The sequence below is a fragment of the Burkholderia sp. CpTa8-5 genome, from assembly GCF_017815045.1.
Taxonomy (GTDB): Bacteria; Pseudomonadota; Gammaproteobacteria; order Burkholderiales; family Burkholderiaceae; genus Burkholderia; species Burkholderia sola.
Map to the genome: position 1 here is coordinate 285,856 of NZ_JAGIQD010000004.1, position 17,487 is coordinate 303,342.

Genomic DNA, 17,487 nt, shown 5'->3' on the forward strand with positions numbered 1-17,487 from the left:
TGAAGGCGGCGTGGGCTCAGTCCCACTTCGGCGCGAGGCCGTCCGGGTCGACTTCGCGGCCGTTGCGCTCGAGCGCGGCGATCTGCGCCATGTCTTCGTCGGTCAGGCGCAGCGTCTGCGCGAGCAGGTTGCTCGCGAGGTTCTCGCGCTTGGTCGACGACGGAATCACCGAGTAGCCGAGTTGCAGCGCCCATGCGAGTGCGACTTGCGCCGGCGTCGCGTTGTGACGCTGTGCGATCGCGCCGAGCACCGGGTCGCCGAGCACCTTGCCGTACGCGAGCGTCATGTACGACGTCACGTGAATGCCTTCGGCGTTCAGGAACTCGACCAGCTTGCGGTTCTGCAGGTACGGGCTCAGTTCGATCTGGTTCGTCGCGATCGCGTCCTTGCCGACGGCCGCGATCGCTTCCTTCGTCAGTTCGATGTTGAAGTTCGAGATGCCGATCTGGCGCGTGAGGCCCTTCGCCTTCGCGTCCGCCAGCGCGGTCATGAACGCGTCGATCGACACGCCGTTGCCCGGCGCCGGCCAGTGGATCAGCGTCAGGTCGACGACGTCGGTGCGCAGCTTGCGCAGGCTTTCCTCGAGGCTGGCCGCCAGTTTTTCCGGCGCGTAGTTGTCGACCCAGATCTTCGTCGTGAGGAACAGGTCTTCGCGGCGCACGCCCGACGCGGCGATCGCTTCGCCGACTTCTGCTTCGTTGCCGTAGATCTGCGCGGTGTCGATCGCGCGGTAGCCGACTTCGAGGCCGTTGCGGACCGAGTCGATGACGACCTGGCCTTGCAGGCGGAACGTACCGAGGCCGAATGCGGGAATCTTGCTCATCATGTGCTCCTGAAAGAGGGGGAACGATTGCGGTATGGAAGTCATTCTGGCGCGTGAGACTGATGAGATAAACGCGTTCATCAGTCAAAAATATTTGATTTAAAGTCAAATATAGGTCGCGCCATGGGCGTCCGGACCGTGGTCGCCGCTTATGCGGCGCGCGTCTGCGGCGTCGTGTTCGGATGGAACGCGGGCAGCACGTCCGATGCGATTTCGGCCATCGTCTCGTCGAGCGGCCGCCGGTTGCGGCGGAAATGCAGGCCGATGTGCTGCACGCCCGCGTCGCGCATCGCCGCGAGTTCTTCCGTCAGCGCGATGCGCCCCGCGCGGGCGCCGAAGCGGTGCCGCTGCAGCGGTTCGTGCGGATCTTCCGCGAGGTCGAGATGGATGAAGCTCACGTACGGCTTGTCGCCGGCCACTGCGTGCCAGTTCGCGGCGCGCTGCAGGTGATCGGCCGGCGTGCCCGGATACGCGAGGCAGCCGTCCATGTGTTCGCCGATCCACGCAGGCGTCTGCTGTGCGAGGCCCGCGACGAGCAGCGGCACCGGCGAACGGGCGGCGGGCAGCACTTCCAGGCCGGGCGGCAAGTGTCCGCGCGCGCCGTCGCGCAGCAGCGCGATCTGGTCGCGGAAGTTTTCGCCGCGCGTGGCGAAGTCGCGGCCGAACAGCGGATATTCGACCGGCCGGTCGCCGCTCGCGACGCCGAGCAGCAGGCGACCGCCGCTCAGTTCCTGGATCGTCGCGGCCGATTTCAGCGTCAGCAGCGGTTCGCGCAGCGGCAGCACGACGGCCGCGGTACCGAGCAGGATGTCGTGCGTGATTCCGGCGAGGTAGCCGAGATACGAGAACGTTTCGAACACCTGCGCGGCATCGCCGAACGACGGGTCGTACACCGGCACGTCGCGCACCCAGAGCGCGCGAAAGCCGAGCGTGTCGGCCAGTTGCGCGAGCTCCGCGTGGATGTCGAGGTCGGGCACGCCGGGGTGGCGGCCGTCATGCCGGCGTTTCGCGTTGCCGGACGGGGTCCAGTCGTTGTCGAGCGGCAGTTCGATGCCGATGCTGAAGCCGCCGGCGGCGAGCGTGTCGAGTGAAGTGGACATGGTCGGGCTCCGTTCAGATCGCGCGCAGGCTGCCGTCGAGCCGGTAGAAATCGAGCGACGGCGCGGTGAAGAACGAGCGCGACGTGCCCGCGGCGAAGTCGTCGATATGCACGACGGTGGCGCGATCGGCTTCCTGCCACGAGATCGCGTAGGTGTCGTCGGCGATGGGCTGCCACGTATAGGCCACTTCACCCTTCGCGCCCGCGTACGGGCCTTCGGTGATCTCGTAGCGCATGTGGAGGCCGTCTTCGTCGTACGCGTTGAGCGCGGTGAGGCCGTCGTAACGGACTTCGAAAGTCTTGCCGGCGAACGGCGGACGTTGGGTCGATGCGTTCATGCGGGTGGCTCCTGCAAAAGGATGACGTTCAATGGGCGAGTTCGACGGGTTCGGCCGTGCGTTCCGGCAGGCCCTGACGGCTGTCGAGACGGCCGCTCAGCGCGGTGAGCGCAAACGCGCCGAGCGTGACGACGGCGGCGATCCACGGCGTGTGGCCGAGGCCGACGTTCGCGACGATCAGGCCGCCGAGCGACGATCCGCCGGCCACGCCGAGGTTGAAGGCGGCGATGTTGAAGCCCGACGCGACGTCGGTGGCGTCCGGCGCGAAGTGGCGCGCCTGCTTGACGACGTACACCTGCAGCCCCGGCACGTTGCCGAACGCCACGGCGCCCCACGCGAGCATCGTCAGCACCGCGAGCCATTTCACGTGGATCGTGAAGGTCAGCGCGAGCAGCACGATCGCGAGCAGCAGGAAGATCCGCTTGAGCGCCTTCACCGGGCCGACGGCGTCCGCGAGCTTGCCGCCCCACACGTTGCCGATCGCGACCGACACGCCGTAGCCGACGAGCACGAGGCTGACCTGCGACGGCGTGAAGCCGGCGATCTGTTCGAGCAGCGGCGCCATGTACGTGAACGCGATCAGCGAGCCGCCGTAGCCGACCGCCGTCATCGCATAGACGAGGAGCAGGCGCGGCTGGGCCAGCACGCGCAACTGGCGGGCGAGCGGCGCGGGCGGCGTCTGCGGCAGCCCGCGCGGCACGAACGCGACCGCGCCGAGGAACGCGACGAGGCCGAACAGCGCGACGATCAGGAACGTCGCGCGCCAGCCGAAGTGCTGGCCGATGAAGGTGCCGAGCGGAATGCCGGCGACGAACGCGACGGTCATCCCGCTGAACATCGTCGCGATCGCGCTGGCGGCCTTGTCCTTCGGCACGAGCGTGGTCGCGATGATCGAGCCGACCGAGAAGAACACGCCGTGCGCGAGGCCGGTGAGCACGCGCGCGACGATCAGCGATTCGTAGCCCGGCGCCTGCCACGCGACGAGGTTGCCGACGGTGAAGAGCGCCATCAGCCCGGCGAGCAGCGCCTTGCGCGGCACGCGGCCGGTGAGCGCGGTGAGGAGCGGCGCGCCGATGGCCACGCTCAGCGCGTACAGGCTGACGAGCAGGCCGGCGGACGGCAGGCTGACGCCGAGGTCGGCGCCGATCGTCGGGATCAGCCCGACGATCACGAATTCGGTGGTGCCGATGGCAAAGGCGCTGATGGTCAGCGCAAGCAACGCGAGTGGCATGACGGGATCCGGGTTTCAGTAGGAATGGATCGCAGTGTGCCGGCTTTACTTTTGCGGAAAAACTGGTCTATAAACCAAATTGTTTTGATTTCAGATCAACAATGAAGATCACTCTCGACGAACTCCAGGCCTTTGCCGCCGTGGTCGACACCGGTTCGATCACGGCCGCCGCCCAGCAGCTCGACCTCACCGTGTCGGCGACGAGCCGCACGCTCGCGCGGCTCGAGGAAAAGCTGAAGACCACGCTGCTGCGCCGGACCACGCGCCGGCTCGAACTGACCGAGGAAGGGCGCGCGTTCCTGCAGGATGCGCGCGCGATCATCGAATCGGTCGAGAACGCGGAAGAGCAGATGCTCGCGCGGCGCGAGATGCCGTCCGGGCGCCTGCGCGTCGACGCCGCGACGCCGTTCATGCTGCACGTGATCGTGCCGCTCGTGCGCGGCTACCGCGAGCGCTTCCCGAAGGTCGAGCTGGAGCTGAACAGCAACGAGGGCATCATCGACCTGCTGGAGCGGCGCACCGACGTCGCGATCCGGATCGGCCGGCTGAAGGATTCGACGCTGCACAGCCGGCGGATCGGCAACAGCCGGGTGCGCATCCTCGCCAGCCCCGACTACATCGAAGCGCACGGGCAGCCGCGCAAGGTCGAGGATCTGCCGAAGCACACGCTGCTCGGCTTCACGCAGCCCGAATCGTTGAACGTATGGCCGATCCTTGGCGCGGACGGCGAGCCCTGCCGCATCGAGCCCGACGTCTGGTCGTCGAGCGGCGAGACGCTGCGGCAGCTCGCGCTGGCGGGCACGGGGGTCGTGTGCCTGTCGGATTTCGTGACCGCGCAGGATCGCGAAGCGGGGCGGCTGGTGCAGGTGCTTGCGCGCCAGACGCTCGACGTCAGGCAGCCGATTCACGCGGTGTACTACCGCAATACCGCGATCTCGTCGCGGATCGCGTCGTTCGTCGACTACCTGATCGAGGTGCTGGGCGGTGGCAGCGGCGGCGATGCGCCGGCGCGGCGCAAGGCCGCGTGGATGGAGTCGCAGTAGCGACGCGGCGCTGCCTTTCCAAGTTCGGCGTGCCGCGCGGCGGCACGCCGTCGTGCGGCGATTACGCCTCTTCGGCCCAGGACATTCCGTCGCGCGCGAGCAGCGCCGACGAAGCCGCGGGCCCGAACGTGCCGGCCGTGTACAGGCGCGGCCGGTCGCCGAGCTGCTTCCAGCCGTCGAGGATCGGCTCGACCCACGACCAGGCGGCTTCGAGTTCGTCGCGGCGCATGAAGTGCGTGAGGCGGCCGCGGATCACGTCGATCAGCAGCCGTTCGTACGCTTCCGCGCGCCGTTCCGGAATCGCCTGCTGCAGGTCGAGGTTCAGGCTCACCGGCACCATGTTCATTCCGCTGCCCGGCTCTTTCGCGAGCATCTGCAACTGGATCGACTCTTCCGGCTGAAGCTGGATCACGAGACGGTTGCCGTAATTGCGCGGGCCGGTCGGGATGATCGAGAACGGCATGTCCGCGAACTCGATCACGATTTCCGACTGGCGGCGCTGCAGCCGCTTGCCGGTGCGCAGGAAGAACGGCACGTTCGCCCAGCGCCAGTTGTTGATGTGCGCGCGCAGCGCGACGAAGGTTTCCGCACGGCTGTCCGCCGGCACGTTGTCTTCCTCGAGATAGCCCTTGACCGGCTGCCCGTCGACCGCGCCGGCCGTGTACTGGCCGCGCACCGTGTCGCGCGCGACGTCCGACAGCGACATCGGCCGCAGCGAGCGCAGCACCTTCAGCTTCTCGTCGCGCACCGCGTCCGGGTCGAGCGACACGGGCGGCTCCATCGCGACGATGCACAGCAACTGCAGCAGGTGGTTCTGCACCATGTCGCGCAGCGCGCCGGTATGGTCGTAGAAGCCCGCGCGGCTGCCGACGCCGACCGTTTCCGCGACCGTGATCTGCACGCTGCGGATGTTCGGCGCCTGCCACAGCGGCCCGAAGATCGGGTTGCCGAAGCGCAGCACCATCAGGTTCTGCACGGTTTCCTTGCCGAGATAGTGGTCGATCCGGTAGATCTGCGATTCTTCGAAGTGCTTGCCGACCGCGTTATTGATCGCCTTCGCGGACGCGAGATCGTGGCCCAGCGGCTTTTCGAGGACGACGCGCGAGTGCGCGTCGACGAGGTGCGCGGCCGACAGGTTGTCGCAGATCGTCGTGAACAGCTCCGGCGACGTCGACAGGTAGAACACGCGGATCGCGTCGCCACGCGCCGCTTCGGCGAGCCGCAGGTAGTCGTCCGGCGCGTTCACGTCGATCAGCACGTACTTGAACAGGTCGAGGAAGCGGCTCCACGCGTCGGCGTCGAACGCCTTCTCGTCGATGAACGGGCGCGACTGCTCGTCCATGAACTTGCGATAGCCGTCGATGCCCCAGTCGCGGCGGCCGACGGCGATGATGCGCGTCTCGGGCGGAAGATTGCAGTGCAGGTGCGCCATGTACAGCGCGGGCAACAGCTTGCGGGCGGCCAGGTCGCCGCCGCCGCCGAAGATGATCATGTCGACGGGCCGGTCGGCCGCCGTCTGGGAAGGCTGATTCGTCATGGGAGGTTCGCGGTTTGAAACGGTGAACGTGAAACGAACTTCGAGGGCAATCGGGCGCCGGATGGCCGGCGCCGGTACGGCAAAACGCAATAGTGCACCGTTTTGATGGTTTGCGTGTGCGTTCCCCCGGATGTAACAGGGCTTGCGTTCTCGCTGATGGCTCGATTATGATTGAGCGCTCACTCATTAAAGGAATCGAACGTGGCCCGACCGCGCAGTCCCGACAAGCACGAAGCCATCCTCGCCGCGGCCGCGCGCGCGCTCGCCGAGGACGGCGCGACCGCGACGACCGCGCGCATCGCGCGGCTGGCCGGCGTGGCGGAAGGCACGGTGTTCACCTATTTCGACACCAAGGATGCGTTGCTGAACGCGCTGTACGTGAGCCTGAAGGCCGACATGCGCGAAGCGATGATGACCGGGTTTCCGGAACACGCGCCGGCCGAGCAGGCGGTACGGCATGCGTGGAACGGCTATGTGTCGTGGGGCGTCGCGAATCCGGACGGCCGGCGCGCGCTGCAGCAGCTCGGCGTGAGCGGGCGCATCGACGACCCGCATCGCGCGGCCGGCGCCGAAGGCTTCGGCGCGATCCGTGCGCTGCTGCGCGAACAGGTCGCCGCGTCGGGCGCGCTGAACCGCGACGAAGCGCATGCGTTCTGCTCGGCGTTGTTTACGTCGATCGCGGAAACGGCGATGGAATCGATCGCACGCGATCCGGCGCGAGCCGATGCGTACCAGGAAGCCGGCTTTCGCGCGTTGTGGGCCGTGTTGCACGCGGTGTGAGTCAGGCACGGCCGTCGGGCGGCGCGTGCCGCGACGACCGGCACGGAGTTTCAGGCCGGGCGATGCAGGTCATGAAGGATCGGTTCATCGTCCATATTAATGAGTGAGTAATCATTCATTTTCATCGTTTCACCACGATCAAGGAGTGGAAAATGTCGAAAGTCTGGTTGGTAACAGGGGCCGCACGCGGCCTGGGACGCGCGATTTCGGAAGCCGTGCTGGCGGCGGGCGACCGACTGGTGGCCGGCGCACGCGACCCGGCGCAACTGGCCGATCTGGCCGAACGGTATGGCGACCGGTTGCTGCCGGTCGCGCTCGACGTCACCGACGAAGCGGCGGCAGAGCAGGCCGTCTCGGCGGCACGCGCCGCATTCGGCCGCATCGACGTGCTGGTGAACAACGCGGGCTACGGCCATACGGCGCCGTTCGAGCAGATGGGCGCCGACGTGTTCCGCGACCAGATCGAAACGAACCTGTTCGGCGTGATCAATCTCACGCGCGCGGTGCTGCCGACGATGCGCGCACAACGCGCGGGGCGCATCTTCCAGGTATCGTCGGTCGGCGGGCGCACGTCGACGCCCGGGTTGTCCGCGTATCAGGCCGCGAAGTGGGCGGTCGGCGGATTCAGCGACGTGCTCGCGAAGGAAGTCGCGCCGTTCGGCGTGCGCGTGTGCACGCTCGAACCGGGCGGGATGCGGACCGAATGGGCCGCGCAGGCGAAGCGCGACGTCGACGATCTGCTGCCCGACTATCAGCCGTCGGTCGGCAAGATTCTCGAGTTGCTCGGTGCGTATGGCGGCCACGAGGTCGGCGATCCCGCGCGGATCGCGGCGTTGATCGTCGACCTGTCGCGCCGCGACGACGTGCCGCTGCGCCTGCTGCTCGGCGGCGATGCGCTGTTCGTCTGCGAGCAGGCGGAACGGCAGCGCGCGGAAGAGGCGGCGCGCTGGCGGGACGCCACGCTGTCCACGCAGTTTCCGGACGCGAAGCTGCCGGACGGACTGGAGGCGCTCAAGGCGATCGAGTAAGGGCGGCCGCTGTCGCGGGCGGCGCGTCGATCGCGTCGACCGCGTCGCTCCCGCAAGCCGGGTCGCGTGCCGGCGCGATCGATTTCGCCGGCGGCCCGGCGCGCAAAACGCCGCGTGGGTCCGCATCGCAACGCCGGCTTTCGCCCGACCATTCGCGAAACGAGAACGATCAATTCTCCTCAGCGGGGATTCTGTCGCAACCGCCGAGTTTCTAGACTTGCCTCAAGCGATGAGACCTGCTCGTCGCACCTCCAAAAGGACACAGTCATGAAGCTCTACGTTCATCCGCTTTCCGGTCACTCGCACCGCGCCCGCCTGCTCATCTCGCTGCTCGGCATCGAGCATGAACTGGTCGAAGTCGACCTGGCCGCCGGCGCGCACAAGTCGCCTGAATTTCTGGCGCTGAACCGCTTCGGTCAGGTGCCGGTGCTGGTCGACGGGGACACCGTGATCGCCGATTCGAATGCCATCCTCGTGTATCTCGCCCGCACGTCGGGCAACAGCGACTTCCTCCCGCAATCGCCCGTGCAGGAAGCCGCCGTGCAGCGCTGGTTGTCGGTCGCGGCCGGCGAGATCGCATTCGGGCCGGCCGCCGCGCGGCTCATCACGGTCTTCGGTGCGAAGTTCAATGCCGACGAAGTGATCGCCCGCGCGCATCGCATCCTCGCGCTCATCGACGCCGAACTCGCGGGGCGCGACTTCATCGTCGGGCCGAAGCCCACCATCGCCGACGTCGCGTTGTACGGCTACGTTGCGCGTGCACCCGAAGGCAATGTGGACCTGTCCGGCTATTCGAACGTCGCGGCGTGGCTGCGCCGCATCGAAGCGTTGCCGGGTTTCGTCGAGTTCGTGAAGACGCCGGTCGGGCTCGCGGCCGCTGCGTGATCGAGGTCGGCCCGTCGCCCGTGCGGTGACGGAGGCGACGCCTGCGCGTCAACGCGCGCTGAAAGCGTCATGTGCAGGTTCCGTCGAGGAGACACATCGTGAGCACGGTATCGAATGAAGCGAACTCGCCGTGGCATCGGGGCGAACTCGAGCTGCAGGAAAAAACAGGCGTGATGCAGAAGATGGACAGCGTGGGACGGCGCTTCGTCAGGGATCACATGCCCGACCAGCATCGCGCGTTCTTCGCACAGTTGCCTTTCGTCGTCGTCGGTGCGGTGGCCGACGACGCAGACGTATGGGCGACCTTCGCATTCGGCCAGCCCGGCTTCATGCAGTCGCCGAACGACAAGCGCCTGCGCATCGACACCGTGTTCGATCCGAACGATCCGGCTGCCAGTGGCACGCACGACGGCGCGGCGATCGGCCTGCTCGGCATCGAACTGCATACGCGGCGTCGCAATCGCCTGAACGGCATGATCCGCCGCGGCGAGACGCGCGCATTCGATCTCGATGTCGTGCAGAGCTTCGGCAACTGCCCGCAATACATCCAGTTGCGCGATTTCGCGTTCGTACGCGAACCCGATACGTTCTCGGAAATCGCACCGGAGGAAAGCGATCGTCTCGACGATCGCGCCCGCGCGATCATCGCGGCTGCCGACACGCTGTTCGTTGCGTCCTACGTCGGCGACGGCGCCGAGCGTCAGGTCGACGTTTCGCATCGCGGCGGCAAGGCGGGGTTCGTGCGCGTCGGCGACGACGGCGTGCTGACGATCCCGGATTTCGCCGGCAACCTGTTCTTCGCGACACTGGGCAATTTTCGGGTCAATCCGCGCGCGGGCATCGTGTTCGCCGACTTCGAAACCGGCGACGTGTTGCAGATGACCGGCGAAGCCGAAGTCGACCTCGATTCACCGGAGATCGCCGCATTTCAGGGCGCGGAGCGACTGTGGCGCTTCAAGCCGCGCCGCGTCGTTTATCGCGCCGGCGCATTGCCGTTGCGCTGGACGTTCCGGGCGGAAGGCTGGTCGCCCAACTCGCTGATGACGGGGAGCTGGGACGAGGCCGCGAGCCGCCTGAGCGCCGCCGAACTGGCACGGGCGTGGCGTCCGTTCAGGGTCGCGAAAATCACCGACGAGAGCACGCTGATTCGCTCGTTCCAGCTCGACCCTGCGGACGGCGCCGGCTTGGTGCCGCACCTGGCGGGCCAGCACGTGCCGATTCGCGTGAACCTGTCGGAAGGCGGCGATCCGCTCATCCGCACCTATACGTTGTCGAGCGCGCCGTCGGACGGTGTGTATCGCATCAGCGTGAAGCGGGAAGGGCGCGTGTCGTCGCATCTGCATGACGGGGTGCAGGTCGGCGACCGCATCGAAGTGCGAGCGCCCGCCGGGCAATTCACGATCGATGCGCTCGAGCGCCGTCCTGCCGTGTTGCTGGCGGCCGGTGTCGGCGTGACGCCGATGCTGGCGATGTTGCGTCACATCGTCTACGAAGGCGCGCGCAAGCGCGGCACCCGCAAGACCTGGTTCTTTCACGCGGCACGCTCCGTGAAGGAGCGCGCGTTCAGCGACGAGATCGGCCAGCTCGCGTCGGCGGCGAACGGCGCGGTGAACGTGGTGCGCGTGCTGTCGGACGCGACCGGCGCGCGCGAGGGCGACGCGTTCGACGTCGTCGGCCGCATCGATGCGAACCTGCTGCGCGCGACGCTGCCGTTCGACGACTACGACTTTTACCTGTGCGGACCGTCGGGCTTCATGCAAGCGGTCTACGACGGGCTCCGCGACCTGAACGTGGCGGACCACCGAATCCACGCGGAGTCGTTCGGCCCTTCCGGGCTCAAGCGTCGAGCCGATTCGGACGCGAGTGCCCCGCTGCGTGCGCCGGCGGATACGCCGACACCCGTCGCGTTCGTCAAGTCGGGCAAGGAAGCGCGCTGGCAGCCGGGCAGCGGCTCGCTGCTGGAACTGGCCGAGGCGCGCGGCTTGACGCCCGAATACGGGTGCCGCGGAGGCAGTTGCGGCACCTGCCGCACCCGGATCGTCGAAGGCGCGGTGACGTATCCGGTCGCGCCGGAATTCAAGGTACCGGACGACGAAGCGCTGATCTGCTGCGCGGTGCCCGCGCATCGCGAATCGGGCGGCGGCGACCGTCTGCTGCTCGACGTGTGATTCAGAACCCTCGTCGCAAGGCGACGATTCCCGACGAAAGGAGTTTGACCATGAAAGACGTCAACATTGTTCGCCCGCCGGTTCCACCGTTCTCGCTGGAGACGGCGATCGAGAAAGTGCGGCTCGCCGAAGACGGGTGGAATACGCGCAATCCGGAGCAGGTTTCGCTCGCGTACAGCATCGACAGCGTGTGGCGCAACCGCGCCGAATTCGCGACGGGCCGTCCGGCGATCGTTGCGCTGCTCACACGCAAGTGGCAGCGCGAACTCGACTACCGGCTCATCAAGGAGTTGTGGGCGTACGGCGGCAACCGGATCGCCGTGCGCTTCGCGTACGAGTGGCATGACGACGCGCAGAACTGGTATCGCTCGTACGGCAACGAGAACTGGGAATTCGGCGACGATGGCCTCATGCATCACCGGCATGCGTGCATCAACGATCTGCCGATCGCCGAGGCCGACCGGAAGTTCTTCTGGCCGCTCGGGCGCAGGCCCGACGATCATCCGGGCCTGAGCGATCTCGGCCTGTAGGGCCTGCTTGCCTACGGCGTGCGATGCTCGTACGCGTGCCGACTCGCCGGTGCCTGCTAGGCAGACCACATCGGCGCTTGGGCCCTCAGCCTTTCGACGCAGAGATCGATGAACGCGCGCGCTTTGCGGTTCGCGTGCCGGCCCTCCCGATGCACGACGTGAACCGGAAGCGGCGCAAGTTCGTGCTCGGCCAGCAGCACGCACAGCGTGCCTTGCGCGAGTTCGTCGACCACCTGATAGGACAGCAGGCGCACGATGCCGAGGCCGGCCGTTGCCGCGGCAATCGCGGAATCGTTCGTCGTGGTCAGCAGGCGTGGCTGAATGGGGACGGTGAGCGTCTTGTCCCGCGCGCGGAAGCGCCATTCGGGCGCCGGCGTGATGCCCGTCGCCTGAATCGTGACGTGAGCCGCGAGATCGTCCGGATGCTGCGGCGTGCCGTGCGCGTCTAAATAAGCGGGAGACGCGCACAGCACGCGGCGTACCTTCCCGACCGAGACCGCCTGCAGCGACGAGTTCGGCAGCTCGCCGATGCGCACGGCCACGTCGGCGCCTTCATCGACGAGATTGACGACGCGGTCCAGAAACCAGCAGTTGAGATTGACGGAAGGATGCTGCTGCAGATACTCGAGCGCGATCGGCGTCACGTAGCTCTTGCCGAACAGTACAGGCGCCGTGACGGTGAGCTGGCCGCGTGGCGTATTGCCGGTGCCGGTGGCGGAAAGCTCGGCCGCGTCGATGTCCGCGAGAATGCGCCGGCAGTCTTCGTAAAACGACGCGCCCGCATCGGTGATGCGGACCACGCGCGTCGTCCGCGTCAACAGCCGCACGCCGAGATATTCCTCGAGTTCCGTCATCACGCGGCTGATCACCGACGGCGAGACGTTCAGCTTGCGCGCCGCCGATGCGAACCCTTCCGTCTCGACCACCGTGACGAAGGTGGTCATGGCCTGGAGCCTGTCCATGTATGAAAGATATCCGGGTGAAGTGAACGTGTCCGCACGCGCATCGTGCGTCAGGATGAACGCGCGTCCGGCTCCGCGATGCTCGACGATCGGATGCGCCACTTCGCCGGCGTCATGCCGACCTGCCGTTTGAACACCCGTTGGAATGCGGCCTCGGATCGATAGCCGACCGATTCGCCGATCTCGGCGACGGACATCGTCGTTTGCGCGAGCTTGCGCCCGGCAAGCGCCATGCGGATTTCAGTCAGGACATCGCTGGCCGAGCGGCTGATCGCCTCGTCGAAGTGGCGTGCGAACGTCGCGCGCGACATGTGGCAGCGCTCGGCCAGCCGGGCCAGCGTCCAGGGCTTTTCGGGCTCGTCGAACATCGCTGCGAGCGCCGGCTGCAGCCGATGACGTTGTGCCAGTGCAAGCAGCCCGCGCGGCGCGTGGTCTGCCTCTGACGCACTGCGCAGGGTCAACGCGAACAGCGCGCCGGACAGATGATCCACGACCGCGGCGCTGCCGGCGCGTTGCTCCAGCACTTCCTCGCGCATCAATTCGATGACCCGCGCGAGCCGCGTGGCTGCAAACGCGGCGTCGCGCGTCTGTTCGTCGCCTGCGGTTACGCTGCTCACGATCAGACGTCGCGGCAGATGATCGCGCAGCAACTGCTGCGGGACGGCAGGCAGCACGAAGCGCCCGCACAGCACATCGGTGTTCGCATTGGCGCTGCCGTTCGTCGCAACGGTCAGGCCGTTCCTGTGCCGCTCGCGCGCGGCGCGCGGCGCCTCGCCGCTGCCGTCGTGCAGCCGATGGGCGCTGCCGGACGGAAACACCACGATGTCGCCGGCCTTCATCCGGAGCGTCGGTTCGTCTTCTCCGTCCGTCTCGCACTCGACGACGGCCTCGCCGCGCAACAGGATGTGATAGGGGAGTTCCCACTCGCTCGACTCGGGATGGTCGATGCGCCACGGCGCCCCGAAGTGGCACCGCACGTCGAGCCGCCCGGTGACCGGCATCATCGACAGCAATCGGTCGAGCATTTCCATATGAGACGTTTGAGCATGGAGTTGCGGCAGTATGGCATTAAAGAAACCGTCGCGCATCCCTACACTGACTCCCATGCCATACGACATGGCTAACCGTTCAACCACGAAGCAAGGAGTCGATCATGTCCCGTCTCACCACCATTCGCCCTGAAGAGGCAACCGGCGCGGCCGCTGAAGTGTTCGCGAAGATCAAGAAGGCCGTCGGCAAGGTGCCCAACGCATACGCCACCATCGGCACGCAAAGCCCCGAAGCGCTCGGCGCGGCGCTGGCGTTCGATGCGGCGGTCGCGGCGAGCACGCTCGGCAAGGCCGATATCGAAGCGATCAAGCTGGCGGTCAGCGAATACGCGGGATGTGATTACTGCGTCGCCGCTCACACGCTGATGGGCAAGCTGGCAGGCCTGACCAGCGATCAGATGAAGCAGGTGCGCGCGGGCGCGGCAACCGGCGACGCCGCGCGGGACGCGCTGGTCGCGTATGTTCGTACGCTCGTCGGCACGCACGGCACGGTCCCCGTTGCGGTCGTCGATGCGGTGCGCGCAGCGGGCTATACGGAACGCCAGCTCATCGAGATCAATCTCGCCATCGCGTCGATCACGTTCACGAACCTCGTCAATCGCGTGAACGATACGACGCTCGATTTTCCGGCCGTGGCGTAACGGCGCGGCAATCGCGGGCAGGAAGCCCGCGTCCGCGCCGATACGCGGACGCACTACCGGCTGTCGGGATCGGCCCGGTACCCGAGCTCGCCGCTGATCAGCGCGGCCTCGTGGCGCAGTGCCGTCGCGACCGGCCCGTCGATCGACGCGTCGAAGCCGCCGGTCGCGCCCAACGCGGTGATCGCCGCACACATATGTCCGTTCGCATCGAATAGCGGCGCCGACACGGCGCTGATGCCCTTCAGGTTCGTGTCGCGGACGGTCGCGAGGCCGGCCGCGCGAATCTCGCGCTGCAATTGACCGACCGGATCGCGTCGATCGAGCTGCGCGCGCAGCTCGGCCGGCGCCGACGCGAGTTCGTCTTCCGCAAGCTGCCGCACACGCGGTTCGTCGAGCAGCGCGAGGAACAGCCGCCCGGTTGCGGACCATAGCAACGACATCACCGAGCCGGCGCGAACATTGACCGTGACCGGCAAGCCGGGCTCTTCGAAGCGCATGATCGTCGGCCCGCGGTTGCCCATGATCGCGACGAAGCACGTCACCTCCAGGCGCTCGCGCACGCGCACGAGCGACGGTTCGGCGAGCCGTATCGGGTCGGCCATCCGGATCGCCGCGAGCCCGATCGAGATGCACTGGGGCCCGAGCACGTATTGCTGGGTGGCGCGCTCCTGCGTGACGAACGCTTCCTCCATCAGGCTCGCCAGATAGCGGTGAACCTTCGCGGGATTCTCGTCGAGCCGCGCGGCGAGCGCGGTCAGCGTGGCGCGGCCGCCGCACGCGGCGAGTTCCTTCAGCACGAGCAGGCCGGTCGACGCGGACTGGACGCGTTGCCTGCGGTCGCGCTCGGGCGGCGCGGTCTTCTTCGTTCTGGCGATCTTTTCCATAAGCCGGATTCTAGCCGGACGACCGGCGGCACCCGGCCGCCAAGGTTTACCCCAGTCGTTTGATTACGCATTGCGTATTAGATTTACGCAAAATCATAGCACGGGAGCGAATCATGTCCGTCACGGACCGCCACGCGTCATCGTCGAAATGTCCGTTTCATCCTGCGCCGGCCGCGGCGAGCGCACCGAACGGCTGTCCGGTGAGCGCCGCCGCAGCCGCGTTCGATCCGTTCGACGACGGCTACCAGCAGGACCCGCCCGAGTACGTGCGCTGGGCGCGCGAGCAGGAGCCGGTGTTCTACAGCCCCAAACTCGGCTACTGGGTCGTCACGCGCTACGACGACATCAAGGCGATCTTTCGCGACAACCTCACGTTCAGCCCGTCGATCGCGTTGGAGAAGATCACGCCCACCGGCCCCGAGGCGAACGCGGTGCTCGCGTCGTACGGCTTTGCGCTGAACCGCACGCTCGTCAACGAGGACGAGCCCGCGCACATGCCGCGCCGCCGCGCGCTGCTCGACCCGTTCACGCCCGACGCGCTGAGGCATCACGAACCGATGGTGCGCCGGCTCGCACGCGAATACGTGGACCGCTTCATCGACGACGGTCGAGCGGATCTGGTCGACCAGATGCTGTGGGAAGTGCCGCTCACCGTCGCGCTGCACTTTCTCGGCGTGCCCGAGGAGGACATGGACACGCTGCGCGAATACTCGATCGCGCACACGATCAACACGTGGGGGCGCCCGAAACCGGAGGAGCAGGTCGCGGTCGCGCATGCGGTCGGCAAGTTCTGGCAGTTCGCGGGCAAGGTGCTCGACAAGATGCGCGAGAATCCGTCCGGGCCCGGCTGGATGCAGTACGGGATCCGCAAGCAGAAGGAACTGCCGGACGTGATCACCGATTCGTATCTGCATTCGATGATGATGGCGGGCATCGTCGCGGCGCACGAGACGACCGCGAACGCGACGGCGAACGCGATGAAACTGCTGCTGCAGCATCCGGACGCGTGGCGCGACATCTGCGAGGATCCGTCGCTGATTCCGAACGCGGTCGAGGAGTGCCTGCGCCACAACGGCTCGGTCGCCGCATGGCGACGGCTCGCGACGAAGGACGTGACGATCGGCGGCGTCGACATTCCGGCGGGCTCGAAGCTGCTGATCGTCACGTCGTCCGCGAATCACGACGAAGCGCGCTTCGCGGACGCCGACCTGTTCGACATCCGCCGCGAGAACGCGAACGATCAGCTGACGTTCGGCTATGGATCGCATCAGTGCATGGGCAAGAATCTCGCGCGCATGGAGATGCAGGTCTTCCTCGACGAGTTCACGCGCCGTCTGCCGCACATGAAGCTCGCCGAGCAGCGCTTCACGTATGTGCCGAACACGTCGTTCCGAGGCCCCGAGCATCTGTACGTCGAATGGGATCCTGCGCTGAATCCCGAGCGCCGCGACCCGTCGGTGCTGCGCCCGCGCGCGGCGGTGCGCATCGGCGAGCCGTCGTCGCACGCGGTGAGCCGCGCGGTCACGGTCGAACGCGTGTCGATGTGCGCGGATCGCATCGCCCACATCCGGCTCGTGTCCGCCGACGGCCGCCCGCTGCCGCGCTGGACGCCCGGCGCGCACATCGACGTGATCTGCGGCGATACCGGCATCACGCGCCATTATTCGCTGTGCGGCGACCCGGACGAGCGCGACGCGTACGAGATCGCGGTACTGCACGAAGCGCAGAGCCGCGGCGGATCGGCGTGGGTGCATGCGAATCTGCGCGCCGGCGATGGGCTGAAGATTCGCGGCGCGCGCAATCACTTCCGCTTCGCAGCCGACGTCGACAAGGCCATCTTCGTCGCGGGCGGCATCGGCATCACGCCGATCAGTGCGATGGCGCGCGAAGCGAAGGCGCGCGGCATCGATTACGAAATCCACTACAGCGGCTCGCGACGCGCGTCGATGGCGATGCTCGATACGCTCGCCGCGCTGCATGGGGAGCGTCTGCACGTGTACGTGTCGGAAGAAGGCTCGCGTAACGACTTTCGCGCGCTGTTCGCGCAGCCGGCCGACGACACGCACATCTACGCGTGCGGCCCCGCGCGGATGCTCGACGCACTCGAAGCGAGCTGCGCGCACTGGCCGCGCGATGCGCTGCGAGTCGAGCATTTCGTGTCGACGAAGGCGGCGCTGGATCCGTCGAAGGAGCGGCCGTTCGAAGTCGAACTGAAGGATTCGGGCATCACGCTGACGGTCTCGGCGAACCAGACCGTGCTCGACGCGTTGCAGCACGCGAACATCGACGTGCAGAGCGACTGCCGAGAAGGGCTGTGCGGCTCGTGCGAAGTCCGCGTGCTGGCCGGTCGAGTCGATCATCGCGACAGCGTGCTCACGCGCGCGGAGCGCGATGCGCACGACCGCATGATGACTTGCTGTTCGCGCGCGTGCGGTGGCGAGCGGCTCGTTCTCGAACTTTGAACGCGCGGTGGCGCCGCGAGCGCCGCT

The 17,487-nt window shown here is 67.2% G+C and carries 16 protein-coding genes; 8 read left to right on the top strand and 8 right to left on the bottom strand.

Annotated features, from left to right (window positions below; translation table 11 throughout):
• Positions 1-16 precede the first annotated feature (16 nt).
• From dkgB to J8I35_RS09310, 4 genes are all read right to left on the bottom strand, one after another.
• A complete protein-coding gene (gene dkgB, locus J8I35_RS09295) occupies positions 17-823 on the bottom strand; it encodes a 2,5-didehydrogluconate reductase DkgB (protein ID WP_209925063.1) in 807 nt (268 codons plus the stop codon).
• Between the two features lie 149 nt (positions 824-972).
• Positions 973-1,923 (bottom strand): LLM class oxidoreductase, encoded by a 951-nt coding sequence (locus J8I35_RS09300; RefSeq protein ID WP_050012131.1) that lies wholly within the window; start codon positions 1,921-1,923, stop codon positions 973-975.
• Positions 1,924-1,936: 13 nt separating this feature from the next.
• Positions 1,937-2,260, bottom strand: coding sequence for a hypothetical protein (locus tag J8I35_RS09305; protein WP_050012130.1), 324 nt, complete (start codon positions 2,258-2,260; stop codon positions 1,937-1,939).
• Between the two features lie 28 nt (positions 2,261-2,288).
• Positions 2,289-3,491 (bottom strand): MFS transporter, encoded by a 1,203-nt coding sequence (locus J8I35_RS09310; RefSeq protein ID WP_209925064.1) that lies wholly within the window; start codon positions 3,489-3,491, stop codon positions 2,289-2,291.
• A 101-nt stretch (positions 3,492-3,592) separates the two neighbouring features.
• Between J8I35_RS09310 and J8I35_RS09315 the strand changes: the two genes are divergently transcribed.
• On the top strand, positions 3,593-4,534 hold the full coding sequence (locus J8I35_RS09315) for a LysR family transcriptional regulator (RefSeq protein ID WP_050012128.1): 942 nt from the start codon (positions 3,593-3,595) through the stop codon (positions 4,532-4,534).
• Positions 4,535-4,595: 61 nt separating this feature from the next.
• Here the strand turns inward: J8I35_RS09315 and zwf are convergent, their stop codons facing one another.
• Complete coding sequence (gene zwf, locus J8I35_RS09320; RefSeq protein ID WP_050012127.1) at positions 4,596-6,071, bottom strand: glucose-6-phosphate dehydrogenase; 1,476 nt, start codon at positions 6,069-6,071, stop codon at positions 4,596-4,598.
• 201 nt (positions 6,072-6,272) lie between these two features.
• On the opposite strand from zwf, the gene J8I35_RS09325 reads away from it, so the two are divergent.
• From J8I35_RS09325 to J8I35_RS09345, 5 genes are all read left to right on the top strand, one after another.
• Positions 6,273-6,851 (top strand): TetR/AcrR family transcriptional regulator, encoded by a 579-nt coding sequence (locus J8I35_RS09325; RefSeq protein WP_124555291.1) that lies wholly within the window; start codon positions 6,273-6,275, stop codon positions 6,849-6,851.
• A gap of 152 nt (positions 6,852-7,003) precedes the next feature.
• On the top strand, positions 7,004-7,879 hold the full coding sequence (locus J8I35_RS09330) for an SDR family NAD(P)-dependent oxidoreductase (RefSeq protein ID WP_124638893.1): 876 nt from the start codon (positions 7,004-7,006) through the stop codon (positions 7,877-7,879).
• A 267-nt stretch (positions 7,880-8,146) separates the two neighbouring features.
• The gene (locus tag J8I35_RS09335; protein WP_209925065.1) at positions 8,147-8,764 is read left to right on the top strand and encodes a glutathione S-transferase; all 618 of its coding nucleotides are present in this window, start codon (positions 8,147-8,149) and stop codon (positions 8,762-8,764) included.
• Between the two features lie 98 nt (positions 8,765-8,862).
• Complete coding sequence (locus tag J8I35_RS09340; protein ID WP_209925066.1) at positions 8,863-10,932, top strand: pyridoxamine 5'-phosphate oxidase family protein; 2,070 nt, start codon at positions 8,863-8,865, stop codon at positions 10,930-10,932.
• Positions 10,933-10,982: 50 nt separating this feature from the next.
• Positions 10,983-11,462: a nuclear transport factor 2 family protein gene (locus J8I35_RS09345; RefSeq protein WP_209925067.1), complete on the top strand. Its 480-nt coding sequence runs from the start codon at positions 10,983-10,985 to the stop codon at positions 11,460-11,462.
• Positions 11,463-11,518: 56 nt separating this feature from the next.
• Here the strand turns inward: J8I35_RS09345 and J8I35_RS09350 are convergent, their stop codons facing one another.
• Positions 11,519-12,424: a LysR family transcriptional regulator gene (locus J8I35_RS09350; protein WP_209925068.1), complete on the bottom strand. Its 906-nt coding sequence runs from the start codon at positions 12,422-12,424 to the stop codon at positions 11,519-11,521.
• 50 nt (positions 12,425-12,474) lie between these two features.
• Positions 12,475-13,455 carry an AraC family transcriptional regulator gene (locus J8I35_RS09355; RefSeq protein WP_245170173.1) on the bottom strand — a complete coding sequence of 327 codons (981 nt, stop codon included), beginning with the start codon at positions 13,453-13,455 and terminating at the stop codon, positions 12,475-12,477.
• A 122-nt stretch (positions 13,456-13,577) separates the two neighbouring features.
• Between J8I35_RS09355 and J8I35_RS09360 the strand changes: the two genes are divergently transcribed.
• A complete protein-coding gene (locus J8I35_RS09360) occupies positions 13,578-14,114 on the top strand; it encodes a carboxymuconolactone decarboxylase family protein (protein WP_050012119.1) in 537 nt (178 codons plus the stop codon).
• A 53-nt stretch (positions 14,115-14,167) separates the two neighbouring features.
• Here J8I35_RS09360 and J8I35_RS09365 read toward each other — a convergent pair whose 3' ends face one another.
• On the bottom strand, positions 14,168-14,998 hold the full coding sequence (locus J8I35_RS09365) for an IclR family transcriptional regulator (protein ID WP_209925071.1): 831 nt from the start codon (positions 14,996-14,998) through the stop codon (positions 14,168-14,170).
• A 113-nt stretch (positions 14,999-15,111) separates the two neighbouring features.
• Here J8I35_RS09365 and J8I35_RS09370 point away from each other — a divergent pair, with 113 nt between their 5' ends.
• Entirely contained in the window at positions 15,112-17,460 is a 2,349-nt protein-coding gene (locus J8I35_RS09370; protein ID WP_209925080.1) for a cytochrome P450/oxidoreductase, read from the top strand.
• Positions 17,461-17,487 lie beyond the last annotated feature (27 nt).